This window comes from Streptomyces sp. NPDC087422, from assembly GCF_044744145.1.
Lineage (GTDB): Bacteria > Actinomycetota > Actinomycetes > Streptomycetales > Streptomycetaceae > Actinacidiphila.
In genome coordinates this window covers 35,136-60,852 of sequence record NZ_JBIUXT010000016.1, presented here as the reverse complement: position 1 = coordinate 60,852, position 25,717 = coordinate 35,136, and the positions used below count along the sequence as shown (strand labels likewise).

Below are 25,717 nucleotides of genomic sequence, written 5' to 3'. Positions count from 1 at the left end.
CGCGCAGGTCAGAGCGATTGTCAGTGGGGGGTTCTACCTTCGGGGGCATGGAGACGGAAGCACGGTGGACAGCGGATCAGGTCCTGGCGCTCGCGCCTGACGCCGCATCACGCAAGGCGGGCGCGCGGCTCGCCACACCCGCGCCGTGGTCCGGTGCGGGGACGGCCGGCGGCGCGGTGTGGGGGCTGTGCGCGGGCAGCGGCAGCAAGCCGTACCAGACGGTCGTGGATGTGAACGGGCCCGCGTACCGGTGCAGTTGCCCGAGCCGGAAATTCCCGTGCAAGCACGCGCTCGGACTGCTGCTGCTGTGGTCCGAGGGCGGGGCGGGGCCGGTCGGGGCGGGGGACGTGCCGGAGTGGGCCGAGCAGTGGATCGACGCCCGGCGGAAGAAGGCCGAGACGGTGGCCGAGACGGCCGCGGTCCGGGCGGAGTCGGGCCCCGCGGACCCGACGGCGGCGCGGCGGCGGGCCGAGCGGCGCGCGGTCCGCGTCGAGGGCGGGGCCGCCGAGCTGGAGCAGCGGCTCACCGACCTGCTGCGCGGCGGGCTCGCGGGCGCGGACCGCGCGGGCTATCAGCAGTGGGACGAGATCGCGGCCCGCATGGTCGACGCGCAGGCGCCGGGACTGGCCACGCGGGTGCGGGAGTTGGGGACGGTGGTCGCGGCGGGCGGCGACTGGCCGTCGCGGATGCTGGAGGAGACGGCGCTGCTGCATCTGCTGGCGCGCGGCTTCCTCGGCCGCCAGGGGCTGCCGGGGCCGCTGGCCGACACGGTCAGGTCGCGAGTCGGATTCACCGTCGACACGGCGGAGTTGCTGGCCGGGCCGACCGTCCGCGGCCACTGGCAGGTCCTCGCGCAGTACGACAGCGCGGACGAGCGGCTGACGACTCGGCGGATCTGGCTGTACGACCGGGGGCCCGGCCGTTTCGCGCTGCTCCTGTCCTTCGGGGCGGTCGGCCGCGCGCCCGAACTGGCCCTGCCGGTGGGCGCGGTGCTCGACGCGGAGCTGGCCTACCACCCGGCGGCGCTGCCGTTGCGGGCCGCGCTCGGCACCCGGCACGGCACGGTCGGCGCGGGCGGCGGCCCCTCCGGCGGCGGTACGGGGGGCGGTACGGGCGGCGGCCCCTCCGGCGGCGGTACGGGCGGCGCACCGGTCGGGACCGGGATCGACGCGGCGCTCGCGTCCTACGGCAGCGCGCTCGCGGACGACCCCTGGCTCGACGCGTGGCCCGTCGTCCTGTCGGGAGTCGTCCCCATACCGGGGCCGAACCGCTGGCAACTGGCGCACAGGGAAGGGCAGGACGCCGTCCCGCTCACCCCGGCCACCACCAGCCTGTGGCGCCTCGCCTCGGTCTCCGGCGGCCACCCGGTCACCGTCTTCGGTGAGTTGGGTCCGACGGGCCTGCGCGCGCTGGCGGTCTGGCCGGACGGCGGGGAGACGGTGCCGCTCTAACCGCGCCGGAAGCGCGGGGGGGGCTGAGAGCAGGGCCCGGCGTGGAACGCACGGTTTACGGGGGGACGGGTACGGGGGCGCGGGGCGGCCCGCCCGGGGGACGGTGCGCGACTGCGGAGGGGGCAGCCGCGCGCGGGAACCCGGCGGGCCGGACCCGGCCGGAGCAGCGGCATCAGGCATCAGGCAGCAGGCAGCAGGCAGCAGGCAGCAGCGGGATCAGCGCAGGGGAAGCGGACGACGCGGAGGAGATCCGCGAGGCGACGTCGTGGAGTGCGAAGGGGGAATGTGATGAGCATCGGTTGGGACGATCTGGTCGGCAGCGCGCTGCTGGGCACCGAGCGGCGGCGGCCCGCGATCGTGGCGGGCGACGCGGACGAGGCGGCGGCGGGGCTGCTGGACGCGGCGGCGGCCGGGGTGGTGCGGCGGCGTGCCGGTGTACGGCCGGGGGTGGCGCGGGAGCGGCCGGAATTGGCGCCGCCCGACACACGACGGCCGCTGCCCGAGGCCGCCCGGCAGCGGCTGGACCGGCTGCTGACGGACCGCACCGGCGGCGGTTCCGGCAACCGGCGGGGGTCGGCGCCGAATCTGGCCGAGCTGCTGCCGCAGTGGCTCGCGGAGGCCAACCTCCTCGGGTACGGGGCGCCGCCCGCGCTGCTGCCCGCACTGCTGGACGCCGCCAGGGCGCGGACGGACCTGCGGACGGACGCGGTGGCGCTGGCGGGACCGCGCGGGCTGTGGCTGGCCGGGCTGAATCCGGACTGGAAGTTCGTGCTGCGCTCGGGCCACCGGGGCCTGGCGGCGGCGCCCGAGGACCCGGACGCTGCCGAACGGCTGTGGGAGGAGGGCCTGTTCGCGGAGCGGGTCGCGCTGCTCACCCGGATCAGGCTGGCCGACCCGGCCCGCGCGCTGGCGCTGCTGGTGTCCACCTGGAGCGGCGAGCGGGCCGAGGACCGGCTGATGTTCCTGGACTCGCTGCGGGTGGGCCTGTCGGGGGCCGACGAGCCCTTCCTGGAACAGGCGTTGACCGACCGCAGCCGCAATGTCCGCTCGACGGCGGCCGAGTTGCTGGCCGCGCTGCCCGAGTCGGCGCTGGCCGGGCGGATGGCGGACCGGGCCAGGAGCTGTGTGTCGCTGGGCCCCGACGGCATCACGGTGGAGGCGCCGTACGAGTGCGACGCGGGGATGGAACGGGACGGGGTGGCGCCCAAGCCGCCGAGCGGGCGGGGTGAAAGGGCCTGGTGGCTGGGCCAGTTGGTGGACGCGGCGCCGCTGGCGACCTGGGGCGCGCGGTTCGGCGACCGCGACCCGGAACAGATCATCGCCCTCCCGGTCCTGGACGACTGGCAGGCCGATCTGCACGCCGCCTGGTGCCGGGCGGCGGTACGGCAGCACGACACGGGCTGGGCGCGGGCCCTGCTCGGCCCTCCCCCGGCGCCGTCCTCGCCGGTGGCGGCGGTCGGCGACCCGGCGAAGCTGCTGTCGATCCTGCCGGAGGACGAACGGGCCACGTGGGTGGCGGAGTTCATCGCCACGCACGGGCTGTCCGAGGCGTTCCAGATGCTGGGCGTGTGCGCGGTGCCGTGGTCGGAGCCGCTGGGCCGGGCCGTGGTGGACGCCCTGGACATCGCGCGGGACGCGGGCAGTTACCCGTGGAGCTTCAGCGGCGTGATGGGTCTGGCGGAGCGCTGTCTCGACCCGGCGGCGGCCGACCAGGTCGGGGTGCTCAGCGCGGCGGCGGAGGAGCCGCCGGACGGTTCGCCGGGCGCGGGCGCGTACTGGTCGGAGGCGTTCCAGCGGCTGACGGGCACGCTGCGGCTGCGCGCGGTGATGCTGGCCGAGCTGCGCGGCAAGGCCACCGCCCCCGGGGCGCCGGGGGACGGGGGTGAGTGATCATGCGGACGGTACGGCGGGCGGCCCGCACCGCGGCCCGGGCGCTCCGGGGCCTGGCGCGGCCCGGAGGGCCCGGCGGGCTCGGGCGGACGGGGCGGCGGCGGTCAGGCGCCGGTGGCCTGGTGGACGTTGGCGCGCACCCAGTCCACGGCGGCCGTGGTCGGGGTGCCGGGGGTGAAGATCGCGGCGACGCCGAGTTCCTTGAGGGGCGCGATGTCGGCCTCGGGGATGATGCCGCCGCCGAAGACCTTGATGTCCAGGGCGTCGCGCTCCTTGAGCAGTTCGAGGACCTTCGCGAAGAGCGTCATATGGGCGCCGGACAGGATCGACAGGCCGATCGCGTCGGCGTCCTCCTGGATGGCGGTGTCGACGACCTGCTCGGGCGTCTGGTGCAGGCCGGTGTAGATGACCTCCATACCGGCGTCCCGCAGGGCGCGGGCGATGACCTTGGCCCCGCGATCGTGGCCGTCGAGACCCGGCTTGGCCACCACCACGCGGATCGGACCGGACACTCCCATCACTGCCTCCATGCGTACGGCTCGCGGGCCGGGAATTCGGGGCTGCGGTCGCGGAGAGCGTCCCACAGTGTGAACGAACGTTATCGCCCCGCTCCGCCGCCCGACAGTTTCGCGGGACCCAGGGAGGGGGAAATCACACAGTGGGACACATTCACCACGGGTGGGACCCCGGGAAACGGCTCGTCACGGTGTGGGACACGCCGGAGCCGTCGCTCACCGGTCCGGCCCGCTGTGGAGGAGCCGCTGCCAGGATGCCGTGTTCCCGCGCTCGCAGCCGCAGAGCACGGGGACACGGCCTCCGCTCCGGCCCTCGACAGGGCACGCCGGGCCACCGGGCCGCACGGAGCGTGCCGTGACGGGAGGTGGGCCATGACCGTCGGACCAGCCGATTCGCCGGACGCCACGACACCGGCCGGCACCACGGCCGCCACCGGCCCTCCGCGGGCCGCGGAGGACCCGCAGGCGGACCGTCCGTCCGCCGGGGCGGCGACGGCCCCGCTGGCCCGGCTGCTGCACGGCGCGGCGCTGGTCAAGGCCACCGCGTTCGACCTGGCGATCCTGGCGGGCCACCTACTGCTCTACCCGACGGGGATACTCCCCGCGCGGACGGCCGCCCCCTCACCGAAGACACCCGCGATAGGCCAGGCGCCCGGCGGGGCGCTGCGGCTGCCGACCGAGGGCAGGGCCCACCCGCCCGTGGTGATGCTGCACGGCTTCGTGGACAACCGGTCGGTCTTCACCCTGCTGCGCCGCTCCCTGCTGCACCACGGCTGGACACGGGTCGACGCGCTGAACTACTCACCGTTGACCTGTGACATACGCGGAGCGGCCGAGCTGCTGGGGCGGCACGTCGAGCGGATCTGCGCGGAGTCCGGGCACAGCCGGGTCGACCTGGTGGGACACAGCCTGGGCGGGCTGATCGCGCGGTACTACGTGCAGCGGCTGGGCGGTGACGCGCGGGTGCGGACGCTGGTCACGCTGGGGACGCCGCACACCGGGACCAGGGTGGTGCCGCTGCTGACGCCGCTGCCGATCGTGCGGCAGATGCGGCCGGGGTCGGCGCTGCTGGAGGAGCTGTCGCAGCCCGCGCGGGGGTGCGGGACGCGCTTTGTGTCGTTCTGGAGCGACCTCGACCAGTTGATGGTCCCGGTGGCCGCGGCGCGCCTCGAACACCCGGATCTTTCGGCGGAGAACATCCGGGTGAGCGGGATCGGCCACCTGGCACTGCCCGTGCACCGGGGTGTGGCCGCCGAGATACGGCAAGCGCTGAGCGGGAAGGAGCTCTGGAGGGGCGCGATCGACGCCGCATAACGGACACGTAACGGTCGAATATCAACCGAACACCGGGCAAGGCGGACGCCAGGTCACCGCAGAAGATTGTCGGCTCCCCGTACGGGGAGCTACAGTCACCGCTAATTCTCCTGCTGCCTAGGCGAAAGAGAAGCTGGCGGTGAACGAACGTCCTGCGTCGGGGTACGCCCCCGACTACGACGCCTACGGGTACGACGCTTATTCCACGGGCGCCTACCAGACCGTCGGCACCACCTTCGCTGACGCCGATCCGCTGTACGGCCACGCGCCCGACGCGACCGGTAGTTACGCGTATGCCCCGCAGCCCCCGCAGTACACACACGGGTACGGCTACGACACCGGTTACAGCTACGACCAGGGGCAGCCGCAGGCCCAGACCCAGGTCCAGCAGCCCCACGTACCGGCGCAGTCCCAGCCCGCCGACGCGTACGACACCGGCACGTACACCTCGTACGACACGGGCACGTACGACACGGGCGTCTACGACACCGGCATGTACGCGGCCGGGACCGGGACGTACGACACCGGGACGTACGACACCGGCGGCTACGCGGCGTACGACCCGTACGCGACGCAGGCCGCGGGGACGTACTACGACACGGGGACGTACGACAGCACGGCGTTCTACCAGCAGCCGTATCAGGAGCCGCAGGCTCCGGCCCAACAGCCGCAGCAGGACTGGGACTCGGGCGCGTATCCGACGTACGGCTACGGGTACGGCTACGACGCCAGCGGCGACACCGGTGTGTACGAGCAGATGGCGCCGGTCCACGAGGAGCCGCAGCCGCACCCGCGGGTCGAGGAGCCGGTGGCGGAACCCGCCGCGATGACGGCCGAGTTCGAGGCGGTCGACGCGGTCGAGCCCGTGACGGCGACGGCCGAGGCGGCCCGCGACGACGAGCCCGCCGTGGAGCACGCCTACGCGGACGCGTTCCCGGCGGACGGCGAGCCGGTGGCGCGCAGCCGACGACGAAAGCCCGCCCGGCGGTCGGCGCTGCTGACCGTGGCGGTCCCCTCCGTCGCGGTGATGGGCGTGGCGGCCGTGGGCGCGGCGGCGGTCTCGGGGGTCGGCGTCGCCGAATCCTCGAAGACGCAGGCCGACGGCGGGAGCGCGGCGACGGACGCGAACGCGCCGACGACGCAGTTCGACCGGCAGCTCGCCGGGGTGAGCGCCGACGCGAACGACTTCGCGGACCGCGCGAGCCGGACGCAGGAGCGGATCGACCTCAAGGACCGCGAGGCGGCGGCGAAGAAGGCCAAGGCGGACGCGGCGGCCCGCAAGGAGGCGCTGCGGCCGAAGTTCCTGCTGCCGGTGACGGAGAAGGGCCTCAGCGCGTACTTCGGCCAGGCCGGCGTCAACTGGATGGCGCTGCACACCGGCATCGACTTCCCCGTGTCGGTGGGGACGCCGGTCATGGCGGTCACGGACGGCACCGTCCGCACGCAGTGGAACAGCTCCTACGGCAACATGGCGATCGTCACGGCGGCCGACGGCACGGAGACGTGGTACTGCCACCTCAGCAGTACGAAGATTCGCAGTGGGTCGGTCAAGGCGGGCACCGTCATCGCCTACTCCGGCAACACCGGCAACACCACCGGTCCGCACCTGCACCTCGAGGTGCGGCCCCACGGGGGATCTCCGATCGATCCGCTGCCCTGGCTTCTGGCCCACGGGCTCGACCCCCGCTGACGCCCTGCGGGCGGGCCCACTCGCGACGTCCACCCTGCGCATGACGGTGCGCCCCGTCAGGGGCGCGGCCCCTGTGCGTCCACCCTGCGGGTGGGCTGTGCCCCGTCTGGGGCGCTGGGGGCACCCCCGGCCGGAGGTGGGGGGAGGAACTGCGCGGCCGACCGCCGCGCTCCCGCAGGTCACCACCCGCCCCGGCGGGGCAGTCCGGTTGTCTCCGGACCAGCCGCCGGTGGGGGCTTGTCGCGCAGTTCCCCGCGCCCCTAAAGACCAGGCCCCGCGCAAGGTGAATCCCACGGGGGCCGCGCCCCTAAAAACCAGGCCCCGCGCAAGGTGAATCCCACGGGGGCCGCGCCCCTAAAGACCAGGCCCCGCGCGGGAGGGGCTAGAGCTTTTCTACGGGGGCGTAGCGGAGAAGAAGCTGTTTGGGGCGTTCGTCGCCGAAATCGATGGTGGCCTTTTCGTCGCCCGGCTGGCCGGTGACGGAGATGACGGTGCCGAGGCCGAACTGGTCGTGGGTGACGCGGTCGCCGACCTTGAGGGAGATGACGGGGCGGTCACCGGAGGAGCGGCGGGTGGCGAAGCCGCCGGCGGCGCCGGACCGGCCGCGGGCGGTGACGGAGGAGGCCGCGGAGGCGGACTTGGTCATGGGCCCCGAGGACCCCCCGGCGGAGCCGAGCCGCTTCCATTCGATCAGCGTCGGCGGAATCTCCTCCAGGAAACGAGACGGCGGGTTGTAGGAGGGCTGGCCCCAGGCGCTGCGCATCGTCGAGCGGGTCAGGTAGAGCCGTTCGCGGGCGCGGGTGATGCCGACGTAGGCGAGCCGCCGCTCCTCCTCCAGCTCCTTGACCTGGCCGAGCGCCCGCATGTGCGGGAAGACGCCGTCCTCCATGCCGGTGAGGAACACCACGGGGAATTCCAGGCCCTTGGCGGTGTGCAGGGTCATGAGGGTGATGACGCCGCCGGAGTCGTCCTCGTCGGGGATCTGGTCGGAGTCGGCGACCAGCGCGACCCGTTCCAGGAAGTCGGCGAGGGTGCCCGGCTCGTCCGCGTCCCGCTCCTGCTCGAACTCCAGGGCCACGGCGGCCAGTTCCTGGAGGTTCTCCACGCGGGTCTCGTCCTGCGGGTCGGTGGACGCCTGCAACTCGGCCAGATAGCCCGTGCGTTCCAGCACGGCCTCCAGGACGACCGCGGGGCCCGCGCCGGACTCCACGATGGTGCGCAGCTCCTCCAGGAGCGTGTTGAAGCGCTTGACGGCGTTCGCCGAGCGGGCCGCCATCCCGTACGCCTCGTCCACCCGCCGCAGCGCCTGCGGGAAGGTGATCCGCTCGCGCGCGGCCAGCGCGTCGATCATCGCCTCGGCGCGGTCGCCGATGCCGCGCTTGGGCACGTTGAGGATGCGGCGCAGCGGCACGGTGTCCTCGGGGTTGGACAGCACCCGCAGATACGCCAGGACGTCGCGGACCTCGCGCCGCTCGTAGAAGCGGACGCCGCCGACGACCTTGTAGGGCAGGCCGACGCGGATGAAGACTTCCTCGAAGACACGGGACTGCGCGTTGGTGCGGTAGAAGACGGCGACGTCGCTGGGGCGGGCGTCGCCCGCGTCCGTGAGCCGGTCGATCTCCTCGGCGATGAACTGCGCTTCCTCGTGCTCCTGGTCGGCGACGTAGCCGACGATGACCGGGCCGTCGCCGGACTCGGTCCACAGGTTCTTCGCCCGCCGCCCCGCGTTGCGCTCGATGACGGCGTTGGCGGCCGTGAGGATCGTCTGCGTGGAGCGGTAGTTCTGCTCCAGCAGGATCGTGCGGGCCTGCGGGTAGTCCTCCTCGAACTGGAGGATGTTGCGGATCGTCGCGCCGCGGAAGGCGTAGATCGACTGGTCGGCGTCACCGACCACGCACAGCTCGGCCGCGTCCTCGTCCTGGTCGGTGCCGACCAGTTCGCGGACCAGCGTGTACTGGGCGATGTTGGTGTCCTGGTACTCGTCGACCAGGACGTGCCGGAAGCGCCGCCGGTAGTGCTCGGCGACGTCGGGGAACGCCTGGAGCAGATTGACGGTGGTCATGATGATGTCGTCGAAGTCCAGCGCGTTGGCGTCCCGCAGCCGCGCCTGGTACATCGCGTACGCCTCGGCGAGCTTCTTCTCGAAGGGGTTCTCCGCGGTGGCCGCGAAGGTCTCCTCGTCGATCAGCTCGTTCTTCAGATTCGAGATCTTCGCGCTGAACGACTTCGGCGGGTACTGCTTGGGGTCCAGGTCGAGGTCCCGGCAGACCAGCGCCATCAGCCGCTTGGAGTCGGCGGCGTCGTAGATCGAGAACGACGAGGTGAAACCGAGCGACTTGGACTCGCGGCGCAGGATGCGCACGCACGCGCTGTGGAAGGTGGAGACCCACATCACATTGGCGCGCGGGCCGACCAGCTCCTCGACGCGCTCCTTCATCTCGCCCGCGGCCTTGTTGGTGAAGGTGATGGCGAGGATGGAGCCGGGGTGCACGTGCCGGGCGCCGAGCAGATAGGCGATCCGGTGGGTGAGCACCCGGGTCTTGCCGGAGCCCGCGCCCGCGACGATGAGCAGCGGGCCGCCCGCGTGCTCGACGGCGGCGCGCTGCTGCTCGTTGAGCCCTTCCAGGAGCTGCGCGGGGTCGGTGGCGGGCCGCGGGGCGCCGTCCCGGTAATACGCGTCCCGCCCGGTGGCCTGCGGCGGCGGTCCGTCGAACCGGCCGCCGAACAGGTCGTCCGGTACGTGCTCGCCGCCGGGGCCCCCGTCCTCCGGGGGCGGCGGAGCGGTGGGGTCGGCGGGCTCGGGGGCCACATGCAGACCGTTCAGGAAGTTGTCGTCAAAGAGGCTGCTCATCGCTCCCCGAGTCTAGAGCCCGGCACCGACAGCCCACGGCCCTTCCCCGCACAGCCCCCGGCCGACCCCCCACGACCCCCGTACGACGGCCCCCCGGCCGACACCCCCCGGCCCCTTCGCCCGGAGTCCCGGCCGACACTCCCGGCCCCCCGCCCAACGGCCGCCTCCGGGGCAACCACGTACCTTTACCCCGTAGTCCCGTTACCACGCACCGTGACAATGGGAAATGATTACGAAAAGGTATCGGGCCTATCGGACACCGCTCTTCCCAGCAGCCCGGAGCGTTGGCTACGGTCTCGCTCCAGCAGCGTCCGGATGGGCGTCCGAAAGGAGTCCGCGCGCCATGGCGACACACCGTAAGGCTCGCGCCGCGATCCTCAGCACCCCCGGCCCGCGTGCGGCCGTGGGGATCACGACGGCCGCGCTGGCCACCGTGACCCTCTTCGCGGAGAGCGCCAGCGCCGAGCCGGCCAAGCCGAAGCAGCCGAGCATCGCCGAGGTGAAGGCGAAGGTCGACGGGCTGACGCACCAGGCCGAGGTCGCCACGGAGAAGTACAACGGCATCAAGGAGTCGACCGACGCGCAGAACGCGAAGGTCAACCGGCTCCTGGAGCAGGCGGCGAAGAAGACGCAGGCGCTGAACGACTCGCGCCGGGTCCTCGGGCAGTACGCCGCCGCGCAGTACCGCACCGGGGGCGACGACTCGACCGGCCGCTACCTGCTGGCCACCGACCCGCAGTCGATGCTCGACCAGGTGCACCTGTCGGACGTGCTCGGCAAGCGGCAGCAGAAGGCCGTCGAGTCGTACCGGGTGCAGCAGGCCGCGGCCACGCAGCAGCGCATAGAGGCGGCCAAGAGCCTGGCGACGCTCACCACCCAGCAGGGCGAACTGCGCACCGCCAAGCGGGATGTGCAGGCCAAGCTGGGCGAGGCGCAGAAGCTGCTCAACAGCCTCAACGCGCAGGAGAAGGCGCGGCTCGCGGCGCTGCGGGCCAAGCAGGAGGAAGAGGCGCGCGTCAAGGCCGCCGCCATCGCGGCCAAGGAGAAGGCGGCGGCCGAGGCCGCGGCGAAGGCGGCGAAGGCCGCGAAGGACTCCTCGACGCCGACCGTGCTGAGCACGGGTTCCTCGAAGGCCGACGACGCCATCGCCTTCGCGCGCAAGCAGCTCGGCAAGCCCTACGTGTGGGGCGCGACCGGGCCGACGTCGTACGACTGCTCGGGGCTCACCCAGGCGGCGTGGAAGGCGGCCGGGGTCGATCTGCCGCGCACGACCTGGGACCAGGTGAACGTCGGCACGCGGGTGTCGGAGTCGAATCTCCGGCCGGGTGACCTGATCTTCTTCTACAGCGACATCAGTCACGTCGGCCTCTACATCGGCGGCGGCCAGATGATCCACGCGCCGCACACCGGCACCGTGGTCAAGATCGCCCCGATTACCGAAATGCCGTTCTACGGGGCGGTCCGTCCCGCATAGTCCACCCGGCATAGTCCGACTTGTCCGGACGCCGTCGCGCTCACAAACGGTAAGATCACAAAGCGATTTCGGTCACATTGCAATCCAAACTTCCCAAGGCTCGCACAAGTTGACTACGGTAGCCCGCTAGGTGGTGAGCTTCCCCGTCGGCTGAAGAGCCGACAGCGAATCACCTCCGCTCAATCCGGCCCAGGCCGGAGCCGGGGACCCAACAGCACGTGGGGTGAATCGGAACGGACGCCGCAGCAGGCGTCGGGACCGTAGGGCGACCTTCAGCCCGAACCCGTCAGCTAACCCGGTCGGCGGTATTCGGAAGGAGTCGCCTCCCTTGGCGTCGCACCGCAAGCCGCGCAATCGCATACTGTCCACGGCCGGTCCACGGGCCGCCGTCGGGATCACCACAGCGGCCCTCGCGTCGGTCACCCTGCTCAGCGAGAGCGCCAGCGCGGCGCCCGCGAAGCCCTCGATCACCGAGGTCAAGGCGCAGATCGACCAGCTCAACCAGGACGCCGAGGTAGCGACGCAGCACTTCGACGCCGCCAAGGAGAAGACCGACAACCAGCGGGCCAAGGCCAATCAGCTCCTGGAGCAGGTCGCGCAGAAGACCGCGAAGATGAACGAGACGCGGCGGGTGCTCGGGCAGTACGCCACCGCGCAGTACCGCGACGGCGGCCTCGACCAGACGACGCAGTTGCTGCTGACGGACGACCCCCAGAAGTTCTTCGACCAGTCGCACATGATGGACCGCATCTCCACCACGCAGGAACAGGCGCTGGAGACCTTCAAGGTCCAGCAGGAGCAGGCGTCCATCCAGCGCGCGCAGGCCACCAAGAGCCTCAACGAGCTGACCAGCGCGCAGAACAAGCTCGCGGCGGCGAAGAAGAACGTCCAGACGAAGCTGGCCGCCGCGCAGAAGCTGCTCAACAGCCTCAACGCGCAGGAGCGCGCCAAGCTCGCCGCGATGCGGCCCACCGCCCCGACCAACACCGCGGGCTCCTCGAATTCCTCGAACTCCTCGAACTCCACGGCGAGCAACGTCAGTTACACCTACAACGGCCCGGCGTCCGGCCGCGCCGCCGCCGCCATCCAGTTCGCGATGTCGCAGCGCGGCAAGCCGTACGGCTCCGGCCGCACCGGCCCCGACGCGTACGACTGCTCCGGGCTCACCCAGGCCGCCTACCGCGCCGCCGGTATCTCCATCGGCCGCACCACGTGGGACCAGGTCAAGGACGGCACGGCGGTCTCGCAGTCCGACCTGCGCCCCGGCGACCTGGTGTTCTTCTACTCCAGCATCAGCCACGTCGGCATGTACATCGGCAACGGCCAGATCGTGCACGCCCCGCACAGCGGCGCGGTCGTCGAGGTCGCCCCGATGAGCTGGATGCCCTTCGCGGCGGCCCGCCGCATCGCCTGAGCCGTATCACCAGGGCCCGCACCGCCTGAACCCGTGCAGTCTGAGCCCGTATCGCCTGAACCCGTGCAGCCTGAGCCCGCGTCCGCGGAGCCTCAGGACCGCCGGGCTCACAGCCCCGCATAGCACCCCGTGCCCGGTCGGACCTCCCGACCGGGCACTTTGGTCAGCAGGCGCGCGCATATGACCGGGTCACCCGTCGAACGGCGGTCGTTTACGGTCACGGGCCGGTCGAATCGGAGCAGTCCCGGTCTCCTTCCCCTGGCGCACCCCCGGTCAGGTTTAGCGTCGCTCCCCAGGTGACCGATCCCCACAGCCGTCAGGACCGTGGCGGCGCGGTCACCCCCGCCGAAGGTCCGGCGGCGCTCTGCTCCCCCGTGCAGGCGTCGCCGGGCCTCCGCGCGGGCCCGTCGGAGCACTGGAAGGAATGACGGCCGCATGGCCTCCCACAGTCCCGCCTCACACCGCAGAACCTCGGCGGCGCGTACGTCCGCCCGCACGTCGGCGCTCACCGCGACCCGCGCAGCCCTCACCGTGGCGCTCGCGGCCGCCGCCTCCGTGAGCCTGCTCGGCGAATCCGCCCTCGCGGACCCGCGGCCGCAGGCACCGGCCTCGCTCAGCGAGGTGAAGGACCAGGTCGACACGCTCTACCGGCAGGCGGAGGCCGCCACCGAGCAGTACAACGGCGCGAAGGAGCAGGCCGATCAGGCCCGCGCCGCGGTCGCCGATCTGCAGAACGAACTGGCCCGCAAGACCGCGCGGCTGAACGCCACCCGCGACACGATCGGCGCCCTCGCGGCGGCGCAGTACCGCACCGGCTCGCTCGACCCCAGCGTGCAGCTCGCGCTCAGCTCCTCGCCCGACACGTATCTGGACCGGGCCGGGATGCTCAACCGCCTCGACTCGCGGACGGCGACCGCGCTCGCGCAGCTCACCGAGGAGCAGCGGGACGTCACCCGTACCCATGACGCGGCCGACGCGAAACTCGACGCGCTCAAGGAGGCGCAGTCCAAGCTGGCCGCGCGCAAGGCGACCGTGCAGAGCAAGCTGCGGGCGGCGCGCGCGCTGCTCGACCGGCTGACGGCCGCCCAGCGCGCGGCCGTCGAGGCCGCCGACACCCCGTCGTCGGGACCGGCCGCCGCGACCCGCGCCAGCGCCCGTACGCCGCTGCCCGGCGACACGACGCCCGTCGCCGCGCCGTCCTCGCGCGCCGCCCAGGCCGTCGCCTTCGCCTACCGCGCGCTCGGCCTGCCGTACGTCTGGGGCTCCACCGGGCCCAACTCGTACGACTGTTCCGGCCTCACCCAGGCCGCCTGGAGGGCCGCGGGGGTCTCGCTCCCGCGCACCACGTACACCCAGATCAACGCGGGCACCCGGGTCTCCGAGTCCCAGCTCCAACCCGGTGACCTGGTCTTCTTCTACTCCGGCATCAGCCACGTGGGCCTCTACATCGGCAACGGCCAGATGATCCACGCCCCGCACCCGGGCGCCCCGGTCCGTATCGCCCCGATCTCCGAGATGCCCTTCGCGGGAGCCACCCGCCCCACCTGACCGAGGCCGCCCGCCCGCTGAGCCCGGCCGTCGGCCCGTCCGCCCCGCCCACCGGTCCGCACGTCAGATGTTGATACGAAATCCGGACAAGCTCTTCTCCTGACGAACCGCCCGACTCCGGGCAGACTTGCCCCATGACGTCTACGCCGCTGAGCAAGGGTGCGAATGTGCCGGTCGCCGTGCCCGCCGTACGGGCCGAACTGGCCTGGGGAGCGGGCGGCGGGCCCGACGCCGACGCGTCGGCGCTGCTGCTGGCGGGCGGCGGGAAGGTGCGGGACGACGCCGACTTCGTCTTCTACAACCAGCCAGGACACGCGTCGGGGGCCGTACGGCACGCGGGGAAGCGGCAGGCGGCCGTGGTCACCGACACCATCGAGGTGGACCTGGCGCGCGTCGAGCCGGGGATCGAGCGGATCATGCTGTGCGCGTCCGCCGACGGCGGCACCTTCGGCGCGATGACCGGCCTCGGGCTGCGGCTGCTGGACGCGGCGTCCGGCGCCGAACTGGCGTACTTCCCGGTCACCGCGACATCCGAGACGGCGCTCGTCGCGGGTGAGCTGTACCGGCGCGGGGACGGCTGGAAATTCCGCGCGATCGGCCAGGGGTACGCCTCGGGCCTCGCGGGGCTCGCCACCGATTTCGGCATCAGCGTGGACGCGGAGGAGGAGGAAGCGGCGCCCGTTCCCGTGACGGCGCCCGCCGCCGCGCCGCCGATGCCCGCCGCGCCCCCGCCGCCCGCGTCCCCGTACGCGGCGCCCTCGCCGTACGGCTCTGCGCCCGCGCAGCCCGCTTCCCCGTACGGCTCTGCGTACGGCGCGCAGCCCGCGTCCGGATACGCGTCGGCGCCTGCCCCCGGCTCCGGCGCGCCCTCGCTCGTCAAGGGCGAGGAGCACCTGCCGGTCGACATGCGCAAGCGGCTGTCGCTGCGCAAGGAGCAGGTCGCGGTGAGCCTGCGCAAGCACGGCGCCGACAACGTCCGGGCGCGGGTGATCATCGTGCTGGACGCGTCGGGGTCGATGTCCCACCTGTACTCGCGGCGCGTGGTGCACGACGTGGTGGAGCGGATGGCGGCCGTGGCCGCCGCGCTCGTACCGGACGGCGTCATGCAGGCGTGGACCTTCGCCAGCAACCCGGCGCGGCTGCCCGACCTCGACCTCGGCTCGCTGCCGCAGTGGCTGGAACTGCACGTCCGGGTCGGCGCGATCGGCATCTTCAAGCGCCGCAAGCCGTCTCCGAACGGCCAGGTGGACATGAAGCTGGTCGGCTTCGGCAACGAGGAGCAGAAGGTCATCGCGCAGGTACGGGACTACGTGCGCGGCGAGCCGTCCGCCGCCCCGACCCTCGTGCTCTTCTTCTCCGACGGCGGTGTCTACCGCAACGCGGAGATCGAGCGCGAGCTGCGCGGGGCCGTCGAGGAGCCGCTGTTCTGGCAGTTCGTCGGACTCGGCCAGTCCAACTACGGCGTCCTGGAGCGCTTCGACACCATGACCGGCCGCCGCGTGGACAACGTCGGCTTCTTCGCCGTCGACGACATCGCCAGCCTCTCCGACGCCGAGCTGTACGACCGCCTGCTCACCGAGTTCCCGACCTGGCTGAAGGCCGCGACGGCCGCGGGCATTCTGCGCTGAGCGCGCGCCCGCGGCCGTACGCCTCCACCGGTCGCCGGGTCAGTACCGCCCGGCGACGAGCAGCAGCAGCGCGCCGAGGACGGCCAGCCCGGCCGCCGAGGCGAGCGACGCCAGCCAGGCCCGCGTCCACCGCGGCGCCCGTACGGACCCGTCCCCCGAGGTGCCGGTGCCGGGGCCGCCTCCCGGCTCCGCCCACAGGTAGCCGAAGAAACCGGCCCCCGTCACCGCGCACGCCAGCAGCCACGCGGGGCCGCTCGCGCGCCGGTGCCGGGTCACCGCCAGCGTCCGTACGACCACCAGGAGACCGGCGAGCAGCGCCGCCACCCGCAGCCACGCCCACGGGGTGAGCAGGACGTAGGCGACGGGCACCAGCAGCGTCAGGCCCCCGGCGCCGTAGGAGCTGTCGAAGCTCCGTACGGCGAGGCCGTCCGCCGCGGGTCCCGCCTGCCGCCTGATGTCCGCGGTGAACTCCCCGACGACACCGTTCCGGCCGCCGGGGAAGGGGTTCGCGGGCCGGTAGGTGTACTGCCGTTCGGTCAGCGGCCCGGCGCTCCAGCGGACGGTGATCCCGTCGGAGCCCTGGTCGTCGACCCGTACCGAGTGGGTCCGCCCGGCCTCGATGTCCCGCGCCAGGGCGCCGGTCGACCCGCCGCCCGGCACGATCCGCAGCAGGACGGTGGCGAACGACAGCACCAGCACGGCCAGCAGCACCCAGCGGACGGGCCCCCAGAGCCGGTCGAGCCGGGCGGCGGGCCCGGAGCCGTGACCGCCGGAGCCCGGCCCCCCGGGCTCCCCGCCGTCCGGTGCGGCGGGGAGCGTGGCCTGCGGACCGGTGGTCACTCGACGCTCACCGTGACGGACCAGTAGTACTCCTGGTACACGCTCGCTCCTCCGTAGCCCTGCTTGATGTCCGGGACCCCGAAGTGGAAGGCGGACGCGGTGCCGGTGTCGTTGAACGCGGCGAAGGCCACGGTCATGGAGTGGTCCTTCTTGTTCTGGTTGATCACCTGGTACACGAGGTCGTAGCCGCCGGTGAAGGCTTCGGGGACCTTGGTGCCCACGCGCCCCCTGGTGGCCATGCCGCTGAGGTCCTTGGGCAGGTTCTTCATCTTCTCCCCGAGGTTCTTCCCGTCGACATAGTCGTCCTGGCCTCCCAGCGCGTCAATGTCGGCCCCGAAGTCGGCGTCCGAGACCGCCCTGGCCAGATTCTTGATGATCTGGAGACTGTGGCCGTTGAACGCCAACTGCTTGGTGAGCAGGCTGTTCGCGTCGAAGGGCACATTGGCGCCCTTGCCGCCGAGCCACAGTTGCAGCAGGTCGGTCCAGGTCAGTTGCGGCGAGTTGCCGCCCATCTGGTTGCAGGCGGCCATGGTGCCGGAGGTCACGGACGCGCCGACCTTGCAGGGGTTGGTGTTCCCTGCGAGGGCGAGGACGTAGTCGCGCAGTTCCTTGGCCAGCGCCGCGTGGACGTTCTTCTCGTTCTTGTCGTCCTTCCAGGTGTTCTGCTGGAGCGCGGCGAGCGCGTTCTGGCAGGCCCGGTCGCAGCCGCCGCTGCCACTGCTGTTGCTGTTGCCGTTGCCTTTGCCGCCGCTGTGGGACGGCCGGTTCCCCGGGTCGCGGTCCGGGTGGTAGACCGAGCCCTTGCCGGGCACGCCGTTGTGGCAGCCGGTGATGACACCGGTCATGCACTCGGGAACGCCCTCGCCGGTCGGGTCGGCGAGCCCGGTGGGATTGTCGGCGGCGTAGACGTAGCCGTTGAGGGTCTGCGCCTTGTCGGTCTGGAGCAGCGGGTCGACGCTGATGAAGCGGCCGGTCGACGGGTCGTACTCGCGGGCGCCGATGTGGACGAGTCCGGTGCCGGTGTCCGCGGGCTTGCCGAGGAAGGTCTTGTCGTCGGGCCACGCCGTCGCGGGCGCGCTGCCGCGGGCGGCGCCGAACGGGTCGGTGTAGCGCTTGGTGACGGCCTGCGTGCCGGCGTCCACCGCGAGGCTGCTGGTGCCGTGGTTGTCGCCCGCGAGCCAGGTCAGGGTGGTGGCGCCGGACTGGGTGGAGCGCACCGCGATCGCCGGTCCCCCGGCGCCCGCGGTGTAGGTGCGGACCGCCCAGGTGGTGGTCTTCCCGGCGCTGACCTTGCTGTGGATCTCGGTGGCGCCCAGGTAGACGACGCTCTCGCCGTCGCCCGCGGACGCCCGGCGGATCAGCAGGTTGTCACCCGCGTCGTAGAGGTAGTCGGTGACCTTGGCGCCCTCGGTGGTCCTGGTCAGGTCGCCCTCGCTGTTCCAGGCCAGCGTCTGCGAAGTGCCGCTCGGGCCGGGCCGCTTGGTGGTGTCGCCCGCCTCGTCGTAGCCGTACGTGGCGGTCGCCCCGGTGCAGCTCGCCGCCGCCGTGACGGTGGTCAGGGCGTGCGGGTGGGCGGAGTCGTTGTAGCAGGACTGGGCGGTGCTGTCGCCGGTCGCGGTGTGCTGGGTCCGGGTGAGCCGCAGCCCCGCCGGGTTGTAGGTCCAGCCGGTGGAGTACGGGGCCGCGCCGCCGGTCGTGGTGCTCGCGCAGTCGGCGTTGGCGGGCGTCCAGGCGCTGGTCATCCGCTGGTAGCCGTCGTAGCCGAAGCACTGCGTGTCGGCCTGCGCGGTGCCGCCCTGCGTGGTCGGGTCGGCGATCTTGGTGACGTTCCCGGCGTCGTCGTAGCTGTAGTTGAGGTCCTGCGTCATGTACGCGTGGGTCTGGTCGGTGACCGAGGAGCGGGTCAGCCGGCTGGTGCCCTCCTCGTAGACGTTGGTGATGTACGCCTTCTTCACCCCGGACGCCGCGGTGGCCAGGGTGAGTTGCTGCGGTTCGCCGAGCGCGGAGTAGGAGGTGTCCTGGAGGTAGCCGCTGGTGCCGGTGGCGGTCTCGATCTGGCCGGTCGGCGTGTAGCCGTAGCTGACCGACTCCTGCGGCAGGCCGCCGACGGCGGGCTCGGTGGTGTGCTGGAGGCTGCCGTCGACGTTGTAGTAGGCGGAGTAGCTGTAACTGGCCTTCGCCGCACCGGACTTCACCAGCGGGTCGTTGGCGTCGAGGTCGATCTCGCTGCCGGTGACGTGGTAGGCGTCGTCGTACGCGGTGACCTTCTGGGTGTACGCCTTCCCGGCCAGTCCGCCGTCGTAGCGGGTGGAGGTGTCGAGCTGTCCCGCGGCGGCCGTGTCGTACGTCCACGCGGCGATCTTCGTCGCGTCGGTCCTGGCCGTCTCCCACTCGCCGGTCTTGCGGCCGAGCGTGTCGTACTCGAACAGCAGCGTCTTGTGCGTGGAGCCGGTCGTCGTGGCGATCTGGTCGAGCGCGTTGTACGTGGTCGACGTGGCGCCCATGTCCGGGTCGTTCGCGGAGACCTGACGGCCGAACAGGTCGTAGCCCCAGCTCCACTTGGCGTTGTCGGGGCCGGTGGCGGTGGACTGCTTACCGTCCCTGGTCAGGCCGTACAGGGTGCTGGTGTGCGCGGGCAGCGGGGCGGCGCCGCCGTAGTCCGCGTCGGCGGGCGAGGCGCCCGAGTAGTCGCGGCGCTCGACGGTGCGGCCGAGCGCGTCGGTGATCACGCGGGAGGCGGTGCCGCCCGGCTGGGCGCTGGTGGCCGTCGAGTCGCCGGTGTACGTCGAGGTGACGGTGACGCCCTTCTGCACGCCGTAGACGAGCAGCTTGTCGGAGGTGGTGCGGCCCGCGCCGTCGAAGGTGATCTCGTGCTGGGTGGGCGCGCCGCCGTATTCGGCGCGGGCGTACGTGCCGCTCGGCGTGTGGTCCTGGTCGAAGATCCCGGCGAAGGTCTCGTACGCCAACCCCCGTGAGTCGTAACGGGTGTCGGTGAGGACCCGGCCGCCCAGCGGGCTCGGCGACTGCGTCTGGAGCGGGCGCAGCAGCGCGTCGTCGATCTGGTAGGTGACCCTCCGGACGTTGTTCGGGCCGAGCGTGGAGGTGCTGACGTACGGCGCCGAGCCGCGCTCCATGTGGTAGCCGTAGACGATGCTGGCGCTGTCGCCCGCCGACTTGACGCGGCCCGGCTGCCACACGCCGGTCAGCCGTCCCAGACCGTCGTAGGTCAGCTCGGTCTTCTTGGTGTTGACGTCGTAGGTGGTGGTCGGCAGGCCGCGCAGACCGTCGTAGAAGGTCGTGGTCTTCTGGCTCTTGGCGTTGGTGATCACCGAACGGGTCGGGACGCCCGCGCCGGTCGGGGTGTAGGTGTTGGACGTCGGGTTGCCCGCGCCGTCCTTGGCGAGGGTCATCCGGCCGAGGGTGTCGTAGGCCGAGGTGCCGGTGGTCTGCCAACTACTGGGGTTGCGGTCGCCGTTGGCGTCCGCGCCCGCCGGGTACGCGGCGGCCCGGCCCTTCCACATCGCGTCGCCCTTGGCCGGGCTCTGGTTCGCGGTCCAGGCCGTCGCGGCCGAACTGTCGTAGACGGTCGCGGTGTCGGCGAGCACATCGCCGCGCGTGGTGCTGTTCGCGGGCAGCGACAGCGACGCGTCGGCGGTGCCGCACGGCTGGCCGACCGTACGGACCCTGGAGGTCAGGGAGTTGATGCCCGCGCTGTCGTTGCGGGCGTACCAGGTGCGGGTGCAGGTCTCGTCGCCGCTCTTGGCGGTGTCGCCCGCGTCGTCGACCGTGACCGGCATGCCGTAGGAGTCGTAGGTGCTGGCCGTGGTGCTGGTGCGCCACTTGGCGGGCACGGTCAGATAGGTGTCGGAGTACGTCTTCGCGGTGCGCACGTAGTACGCCTCGACGTCGGCGTACGACTTGTGCTGCGTGGCGGTCCTGACCGACCACGGGTCGTTGACGGTCGCCGAGACGGGCGTGTCCCCGTTGTAGGTGACCTGTTGGCGCTGGAAGCCCGCGTACTGGTCGGAGTCGGTGAGCGCCGCCGTGGTCAGTCCCGGCACGGTCAGCCCCGCCACGGTGACCGTACGGGTGCCGCCCGCCTTCACCTTGTCGCCGTTCATGCCCTGCATGTAGCGGGTGACGGTCCTGAGCCGGTTGCCCGCGCCGGTCCCGGAGTACGAGGTGACCGTGCCGTAGCCGCGGAAGACCGACCAGGTGCGCTCGTCGTCGGGCGTGAACGGGCTGTCGTTGTAGTGCCACGCCGGGTCGGTGTAGACGTAACTCTGCTCCAGCGCCTCGTTGTTGCCCGCCGGGTCGGAGGTGGTGACGTCCACGACGCGGTACTTGTGGAACCAGTCGAGCCCGGCCTCCTCGGCGCCGTTGATGTGCCAGTACTGCGGATAGCAGTTCATGGTGTCGCTGTCCTCGGCGGCGGGCATGTGCGAGCCGCGCACGCACTCCGGCGTCGACATCGTGACGCTGGTGACCGCGCCGGTCTCCGAGGTGACCGACTGGATGCGGGGCCGGTGCAGCGGCAGGATGTCGTCGGTGGCGTCGACCCGGTTCGCCAGCATCTGGTAGGTGAACGACACCGGGTCCAGCGGGACCGCGGTGCCGGCCTCGCCGGTCCGCTTGATCGAGTCGAGCACCAGCGTCTGGTCGCTGCTGTCGCCGAGGTCACCGGCGTCCAGGTACTTCTCCGCCAGCGCCCAGGTGTCGACGGGCGTGTACGAGGTCCCCGACAGCACCAGGGCCTGCACCGACGTGAGGCGCTTGCGGGTGAAGAACGACGGCGCCTGGGCGGCGCAGTCGGTGTCGGACGCGCCGGAGGCGCAGATCGCGTCGAAGGGCACGTCGGGCCAGTTGTGCGCGGTGTCCTTGGTCAGCTTCGAGCAGTCCGAGGCGGTGCAGCGCTCGGTGTAGCCGAAGGTCACCTCGTAGGGCGCGGTGGCGCTGAAGAGCGTGTCGGAGCGCTGCCCGTAGAGGATCTTGTCGAGGTGACCGCCGCGCGTGTAGGAGGCGTTGGCGGTCTTCGAGCCGTTCTTCTTGTAGAAGTTGGACTCCGCCGTGTACCAGTACGACTCGGCGTTGCCGTGGGTGTCGACGACGTAGTCGAGGTTCCAGCGCCACGCCTGGTTGTAGGAGCGGTCGGCGAAGGCGCTGCCCTTGGCGTAGCCGGGCTCGCCGGAGTCGTCGCCGAACACCGGGACGGTCCATACGGAGTTGGTGCGCTGCGTGCCCGCGCCGGTGAGCTTGTTGAGGCCGAAGACGTACTGGGTGCCGTCGCCGGTCGTCACCGTCCAGTACTCGCCCGCGCCGTCCACGCTGTCGCCCTCGTCGCCGTTGTCGGCGCCCGTGGAGTGGGTGACGGTGGAGGCGTCGTCGTCGGCCAGCCGCCACTTCCCCGTGGTGTCGTCCTTGACCAGCTCCGTGGACTTGCCGTTCAGGACGACCGAGGCGTTGTCGAACTTCCAGCACTGGTCGAAGACCTCGGCGTGCCCGTCCTTGTCGCAACCGCCGTACTGGCGCTCGACGTAGGAGTCGGCGGAGACGGTGAAGCCCTCACCGACCTGCGAGCCCTGGTTGTTCGTCGAGGCGGTGCGGCCGTCGATGCTGCCGGAGTCGTAGGTGAGCGTCACCGCGGGCACCGGGCCCGCGACGGACGGGGCGACCTCCATCGGGTACGACCAGTCGAAGGAGCCGGAGGAGGTGCCCGCCGACCACTTGGAGGACGCCGACAGGGGGGTGGCGCCGTAGTCGCCGCTGCCCTTGGCGGACTCGCCGCTGTCGGCGGTGACGGCGAAGGCGCTCAGGGTGCCGGCGTCGGTACCGGCCGTGGCGGGGGCGTCGTCGGTGGCGTCAGCACTGGCGTCACCACTGGCACCGGCACCGGCATCGACATCGACATCGGCACTGACGTCGGCCGAAACCGTCTGCCGGGCAAGGTCGTTGGTGGACGAAGGGACCGGGGTCCGGGTCCTGCACCGCGCCTTCTGCGGGGTGGTCAGGGCGCACGCCGGGAGCCGCACCAGGCGCAGGCGGCCGGACCAGTCGCCGCCGTAGGCGGAGGCGAAGGAGGAGTAGTCGACGGAGACGTGGACGCGTGCGCCGGCCGGGCCGGTGTGCGCGGCGGAGGCCGAACTCGCCTCGCGCGCCCGCGGTGTGACGGCGAGCAGCACACCTCGTACGCCTGCCGCGTCGGTCGCGGCCCGGTCCAGGACGGTGACCTCGGAGGTGCCGGACACGGCGCTCTTGAGGGTGCTGCCCTTGGGCCAGGTCGTGTGCTGCTCGGCGAGCGCGCGCCGCGCGCTCCGGTCGTCGGCCGCCTTGCCCGCCGCGGCCTTCGCGCGGGCCTGCTGCGCGCCGAGGCCCGCGGTGTGCACCGTGCCGTTGCGCGGCGCGGGCAGATCGGGGCGGCCCAGCGGCCCCGGCGCGGCGTGCGCGAGCGGGCTCAGCCCGACCGGCACGGTCAGCGCGGCGGCGAGCGCCACGACGAACAGCTTGGCGCGCCTGCCCGGCAGGTACGCGCGGGCGCGTGCCCGCCGCCCGCCGCCGGCGAATCCCGATCTCACGATGACAACCCCCTGGTGAATGACGGCCGCGGACCGGAGCACCGCGGCACGAGCAGTCCCGACACCGGCCGCGGACGGACATCCCGCCCCGCGGCCGTACAACCCCACGAACGATCACCACGCGCCCGGCCGGGCCGGTCCGTCCCGCCCCGCCCGGCGGCCGTCACCCGCCGACGACCGCGTCGGCCCGTTCCCGACGCGCCGCCGCCCCGGCCGTGTCGCCGCCGCCGGAGGAGAGGGCCGTTCGCGAGGCGACGGTCCCGGACGGGGCGGAAGCCGTGGACGCTTTTGTATTCGCGCGGGAATCCGGACGGGCCGAATCCGGACGGGCAGAATCCGTATAGCCGGAATCCGGAGCGGCGGAATCCGGACGGCCGGAATCCGTAGGTGACGTCGGCAGGGGCGGCACTCCCGGAATGGCTCCCGCCGTCGGCGGTACGGCGGCGCTCACACGCACCGCACCCGCCGCGCGCGGCCTCAACCGCCCCTCGCGCACGCCGAACAGCCCCGCTCCACCCCGAGCCATTTCCCCCACCCCACGCTCAGCGATACCTACAGCCGCGTATCGAATCACCGGTCGCCGGGTGGTGACTACGAACCCCCGTGTTCGTAAGGATTGGCGCCGATCGGCGAGGCCGGCCGAATAGCGGAGCGCGCCGGAAAGGCATACGTGCCGGGGGCACCTTCCCGGCGGCCGGAATAACCGGTTGGCCGCGGACGGCCGCGCCTCAATACTGTCCCGGTGTTCACCGACGACGACGATGCCGTGCTCTACGACCTGCTCAATCAGTGGGACCCCGAGCGGTCACCCGGCGACCGGTTCTACACCGACCTGGTCATGGCCGCCGACTCCGTTCTCGACGTGGGCTGCGGCACCGGCATGACGCTGCATCACGCGCGGGCGCTGGGCCACCGCGGCCGTCTGGTCGGCCTCGACCCGCACCCCCCGTCCCTGCGCCGGGCCCGGCGCCGTACCGACATCGAGTGGCTCGACGGCCGCGCCGCCGACGCCCCGCCCGGCGCCGGTTTCGACCTGGCGATCATGACCGGGCACGCCTTCCAGTGCCTGCTCACCGACGACGACATCCGCGACTCGCTCGCCGCCGTCCGCGCCGCCCTGCGCCCCGGCGGCCGTTTCGTCTTCGAGACCCGCCACCCCCAGGCCCGCGCCTGGCTGTCCTGGACCCCCGGTCACCCCGTCACGACCACCCACCCCACCGCCGGTCCGCTCCGCGTCTGGCACAGCGTCGACTCCGTCACCCCCGACCTCGTCACCTTCACCACCACCACCGCCGCCCCGGACGGCACCCCCCTCCATACCGACCGCTCCACCCTCCGCTTCCTCTCCGAGCCCGCCCTCGACACCTTCCTCACCGCCGCGGGCTTCCGCACCGAGTCCCGCTACGGCGACTGGCCCCGCACCCCGGTCACCCCGGCCAGCCGCGAGATCATCACCGTCGCCCTGGCCTGACCCCCGCCCTTCAGACGGGCCTGGCCGCCAACAGGTAGCCCTGGGGCTGGCGTTCGTCCGGGGCCGGAGCGCGGGTCGTGGTGGCGGTGACGGTGAGGCCGGCGGATTCGGCGAGGGCGGTGATACGGGCGGGGGGATGCCAGTAGACGTCGAGGGAGATGGGGTGGCCGTAGCCGTGGGAGAGGTGGTGGCGGGTGTCGCCGATCTTGTAGGCCACGGCGAGCGGGGCGCCGGGGGCCAGGACGCGGTGGAATTCGGCGAAGACGCGCGGCAGCAGGCGCGGGGGCAGGTGGATGATCGAGTACCAGGCGACGAGGCCGCCGAGGGAGCCGTCCGGGAGGTCCAGGTCGGTCATCGAGCCGACGTCGAAGCGCAGTCCGGGCAGATCGCGGCGGGCCACGGCGACCATCTCGGGCGAGAGGTCGACGCCGAAGACGTCGAGTCCCAGCTCCGCCAGATACCCGGTGATCCGGCCGGGGCCGCATCCGATGTCCGCCACCGGCCGTCCCCGCTGGGCCAGTTCGGCGAACGCCCCCAGCGTCGCGCGGTCCAGGACGCCGGCCGCCAGCGCGTCCCGCAGCAGGTCGGCGTAGCTGTCGGCGACGGTGTCGTAGGCCGCGCGGATGTCCGTCAGGTCGGTGGATTCCGTCATGCGGGCGACCGTATCGCCGCCCTCTGACACCGCTTATCCGACGCTGCCGTCCGTCAGCGACCTGCGGTCACCGCCCGGCGGACCGCCGCGGCGACGGCGGGCGCGTCGTTCCAGGGAGGTCAGGACGGCGGCCAGGAAGGCCAGCGGGATCACCAGACCGAAGAGCGTCCACCAGGCGGCGGTACGGTCGTCGGCCCGGCCCTGGTAAGGGGTGTCGGACGCGCTGGCGACGAAGGCGACGACGTCCAGCACCCCGGCCAGCAGCAGCAGCGCCCACACGAGGACCAGGCACGCCAGCCACAGCACACGCCCGGGCGTGACGCGACGCTCGCGGCCAGGCTCTCCTGCGGGCTCGCGGCCAGGTTCACGTACGGGCTCTCCTGCGGGCTCCGGCATGCGCGCCCGGC

General features: G+C 72.5%; 16 protein-coding genes and 1 riboswitch. Of the genes, 10 read left to right on the top strand and 6 right to left on the bottom strand.

Annotated features, from left to right (window positions below; all coding sequences use genetic code 11):
* Window positions 1-47: 47 nt before the first annotated feature.
* Window positions 48-1,451 (top strand): SWIM zinc finger family protein, encoded by a 1,404-nt coding sequence (locus tag ACIO6U_RS33500; protein WP_401724893.1) that lies wholly within the window; start codon window positions 48-50, stop codon window positions 1,449-1,451.
* A 288-nt stretch (window positions 1,452-1,739) separates the two neighbouring features.
* Window positions 1,740-3,341 carry a DUF5691 domain-containing protein gene (locus ACIO6U_RS33495; protein WP_401724890.1) on the top strand — a complete coding sequence of 534 codons (1,602 nt, stop codon included), beginning with the start codon at window positions 1,740-1,742 and terminating at the stop codon, window positions 3,339-3,341.
* A gap of 104 nt (window positions 3,342-3,445) precedes the next feature.
* On the opposite strand, the gene ACIO6U_RS33490 is transcribed toward ACIO6U_RS33495, so the two are convergent.
* Window positions 3,446-3,859: a cobalamin B12-binding domain-containing protein gene (locus ACIO6U_RS33490; RefSeq protein WP_355336833.1), complete on the bottom strand. Its 414-nt coding sequence runs from the start codon at window positions 3,857-3,859 to the stop codon at window positions 3,446-3,448.
* Window positions 3,860-4,228: 369 nt separating this feature from the next.
* Here ACIO6U_RS33490 and ACIO6U_RS33485 point away from each other — a divergent pair, with 369 nt between their 5' ends.
* Complete coding sequence (locus ACIO6U_RS33485) at window positions 4,229-5,170, top strand: esterase/lipase family protein (RefSeq protein ID WP_401724887.1); 942 nt, start codon at window positions 4,229-4,231, stop codon at window positions 5,168-5,170.
* 139 nt (window positions 5,171-5,309) lie between these two features.
* Window positions 5,310-6,860 carry a peptidoglycan DD-metalloendopeptidase family protein gene (locus tag ACIO6U_RS33480; protein WP_401724884.1) on the top strand — a complete coding sequence of 517 codons (1,551 nt, stop codon included), beginning with the start codon at window positions 5,310-5,312 and terminating at the stop codon, window positions 6,858-6,860.
* 382 nt (window positions 6,861-7,242) lie between these two features.
* On the opposite strand, the gene pcrA is transcribed toward ACIO6U_RS33480, so the two are convergent.
* Window positions 7,243-9,711, bottom strand: coding sequence for a DNA helicase PcrA (gene pcrA, locus ACIO6U_RS33475; RefSeq protein WP_401724882.1), 2,469 nt, complete (start codon window positions 9,709-9,711; stop codon window positions 7,243-7,245).
* A 343-nt stretch (window positions 9,712-10,054) separates the two neighbouring features.
* On the opposite strand from pcrA, the gene ACIO6U_RS33470 reads away from it, so the two are divergent.
* The 5 genes from ACIO6U_RS33470 (at window position 10,055) to ACIO6U_RS33450 (ending at window position 15,775) form a co-directional block, all read left to right on the top strand.
* Window positions 10,055-11,185, top strand: coding sequence for an NlpC/P60 family protein (locus ACIO6U_RS33470; RefSeq protein WP_401724879.1), 1,131 nt, complete (start codon window positions 10,055-10,057; stop codon window positions 11,183-11,185).
* A 166-nt stretch (window positions 11,186-11,351) separates the two neighbouring features.
* A riboswitch (cyclic di-AMP (ydaO/yuaA leader) is annotated at window positions 11,352-11,506 on the top strand.
* 7 nt (window positions 11,507-11,513) lie between these two features.
* Window positions 11,514-12,599 carry an NlpC/P60 family protein gene (locus ACIO6U_RS33465; RefSeq protein WP_401309338.1) on the top strand — a complete coding sequence of 362 codons (1,086 nt, stop codon included), beginning with the start codon at window positions 11,514-11,516 and terminating at the stop codon, window positions 12,597-12,599.
* A 296-nt stretch (window positions 12,600-12,895) separates the two neighbouring features.
* Entirely contained in the window at window positions 12,896-13,027 is a 132-nt protein-coding gene (locus tag ACIO6U_RS33460) for a hypothetical protein (RefSeq protein WP_355336827.1), read from the top strand.
* 7 nt (window positions 13,028-13,034) lie between these two features.
* Window positions 13,035-14,147 (top strand): NlpC/P60 family protein, encoded by a 1,113-nt coding sequence (locus ACIO6U_RS33455; protein ID WP_401724875.1) that lies wholly within the window; start codon window positions 13,035-13,037, stop codon window positions 14,145-14,147.
* A gap of 134 nt (window positions 14,148-14,281) precedes the next feature.
* Complete coding sequence (locus ACIO6U_RS33450; protein WP_401724872.1) at window positions 14,282-15,775, top strand: VWA domain-containing protein; 1,494 nt, start codon at window positions 14,282-14,284, stop codon at window positions 15,773-15,775.
* Window positions 15,776-15,814: 39 nt separating this feature from the next.
* On the opposite strand, the gene ACIO6U_RS33445 is transcribed toward ACIO6U_RS33450, so the two are convergent.
* Entirely contained in the window at window positions 15,815-16,615 is an 801-nt protein-coding gene (locus ACIO6U_RS33445) for a hypothetical protein (protein ID WP_401724869.1), read from the bottom strand.
* Entirely contained in the window at window positions 16,612-23,187 is a 6,576-nt protein-coding gene (locus ACIO6U_RS33440; RefSeq protein WP_401724866.1) for an RHS repeat-associated core domain-containing protein, read from the bottom strand. Before ACIO6U_RS33440 ends, ACIO6U_RS33445 begins: the two co-directional genes overlap by 4 nt.
* Before the next feature lie 742 nt (window positions 23,188-23,929).
* On the opposite strand from ACIO6U_RS33440, the gene ACIO6U_RS33435 reads away from it, so the two are divergent.
* Window positions 23,930-24,658: a methyltransferase domain-containing protein gene (locus ACIO6U_RS33435; protein WP_391163394.1), complete on the top strand. Its 729-nt coding sequence runs from the start codon at window positions 23,930-23,932 to the stop codon at window positions 24,656-24,658.
* A gap of 10 nt (window positions 24,659-24,668) precedes the next feature.
* Here ACIO6U_RS33435 and ACIO6U_RS33430 read toward each other — a convergent pair whose 3' ends face one another.
* Both ACIO6U_RS33430 and ACIO6U_RS33425 read right to left on the bottom strand, forming a co-directional pair.
* Window positions 24,669-25,310 (bottom strand): class I SAM-dependent methyltransferase, encoded by a 642-nt coding sequence (locus ACIO6U_RS33430; protein WP_355336821.1) that lies wholly within the window; start codon window positions 25,308-25,310, stop codon window positions 24,669-24,671.
* Window positions 25,311-25,343: 33 nt separating this feature from the next.
* The gene (locus tag ACIO6U_RS33425; protein ID WP_355336820.1) at window positions 25,344-25,616 is read right to left on the bottom strand and encodes a hypothetical protein; all 273 of its coding nucleotides are present in this window, start codon (window positions 25,614-25,616) and stop codon (window positions 25,344-25,346) included.
* Window positions 25,617-25,717 lie beyond the last annotated feature (101 nt).

What these genes read in the sequence shown, in the direction of transcription:
- ACIO6U_RS33500 (WP_401724893.1), top strand. Translation starts at nt 48, where the DNA reads ATGGAGACGGAAGCACGGTGGACAGCGGATCAGGTCCTGGCGCTCGCG.
- ACIO6U_RS33495 (WP_401724890.1), top strand. Translation starts at nt 1,740, where the DNA reads ATGAGCATCGGTTGGGACGATCTGGTCGGCAGCGCGCTGCTGGGCACC.
- ACIO6U_RS33490 (WP_355336833.1), bottom strand. Translation starts at nt 3,859, where the DNA reads ATGGGAGTGTCCGGTCCGATCCGCGTGGTGGTGGCCAAGCCGGGTCTC.
- ACIO6U_RS33485 (WP_401724887.1), top strand. Translation starts at nt 4,229, where the DNA reads ATGACCGTCGGACCAGCCGATTCGCCGGACGCCACGACACCGGCCGGC.
- pcrA (WP_401724882.1), bottom strand. Translation starts at nt 9,711, where the DNA reads ATGAGCAGCCTCTTTGACGACAACTTCCTGAACGGTCTGCATGTGGCC.
- ACIO6U_RS33470 (WP_401724879.1), top strand. Translation starts at nt 10,055, where the DNA reads ATGGCGACACACCGTAAGGCTCGCGCCGCGATCCTCAGCACCCCCGGC.
- ACIO6U_RS33455 (WP_401724875.1), top strand. Translation starts at nt 13,035, where the DNA reads ATGGCCTCCCACAGTCCCGCCTCACACCGCAGAACCTCGGCGGCGCGT.
- ACIO6U_RS33450 (WP_401724872.1), top strand. Translation starts at nt 14,282, where the DNA reads ATGACGTCTACGCCGCTGAGCAAGGGTGCGAATGTGCCGGTCGCCGTG.
- ACIO6U_RS33430 (WP_355336821.1), bottom strand. Translation starts at nt 25,310, where the DNA reads ATGACGGAATCCACCGACCTGACGGACATCCGCGCGGCCTACGACACC.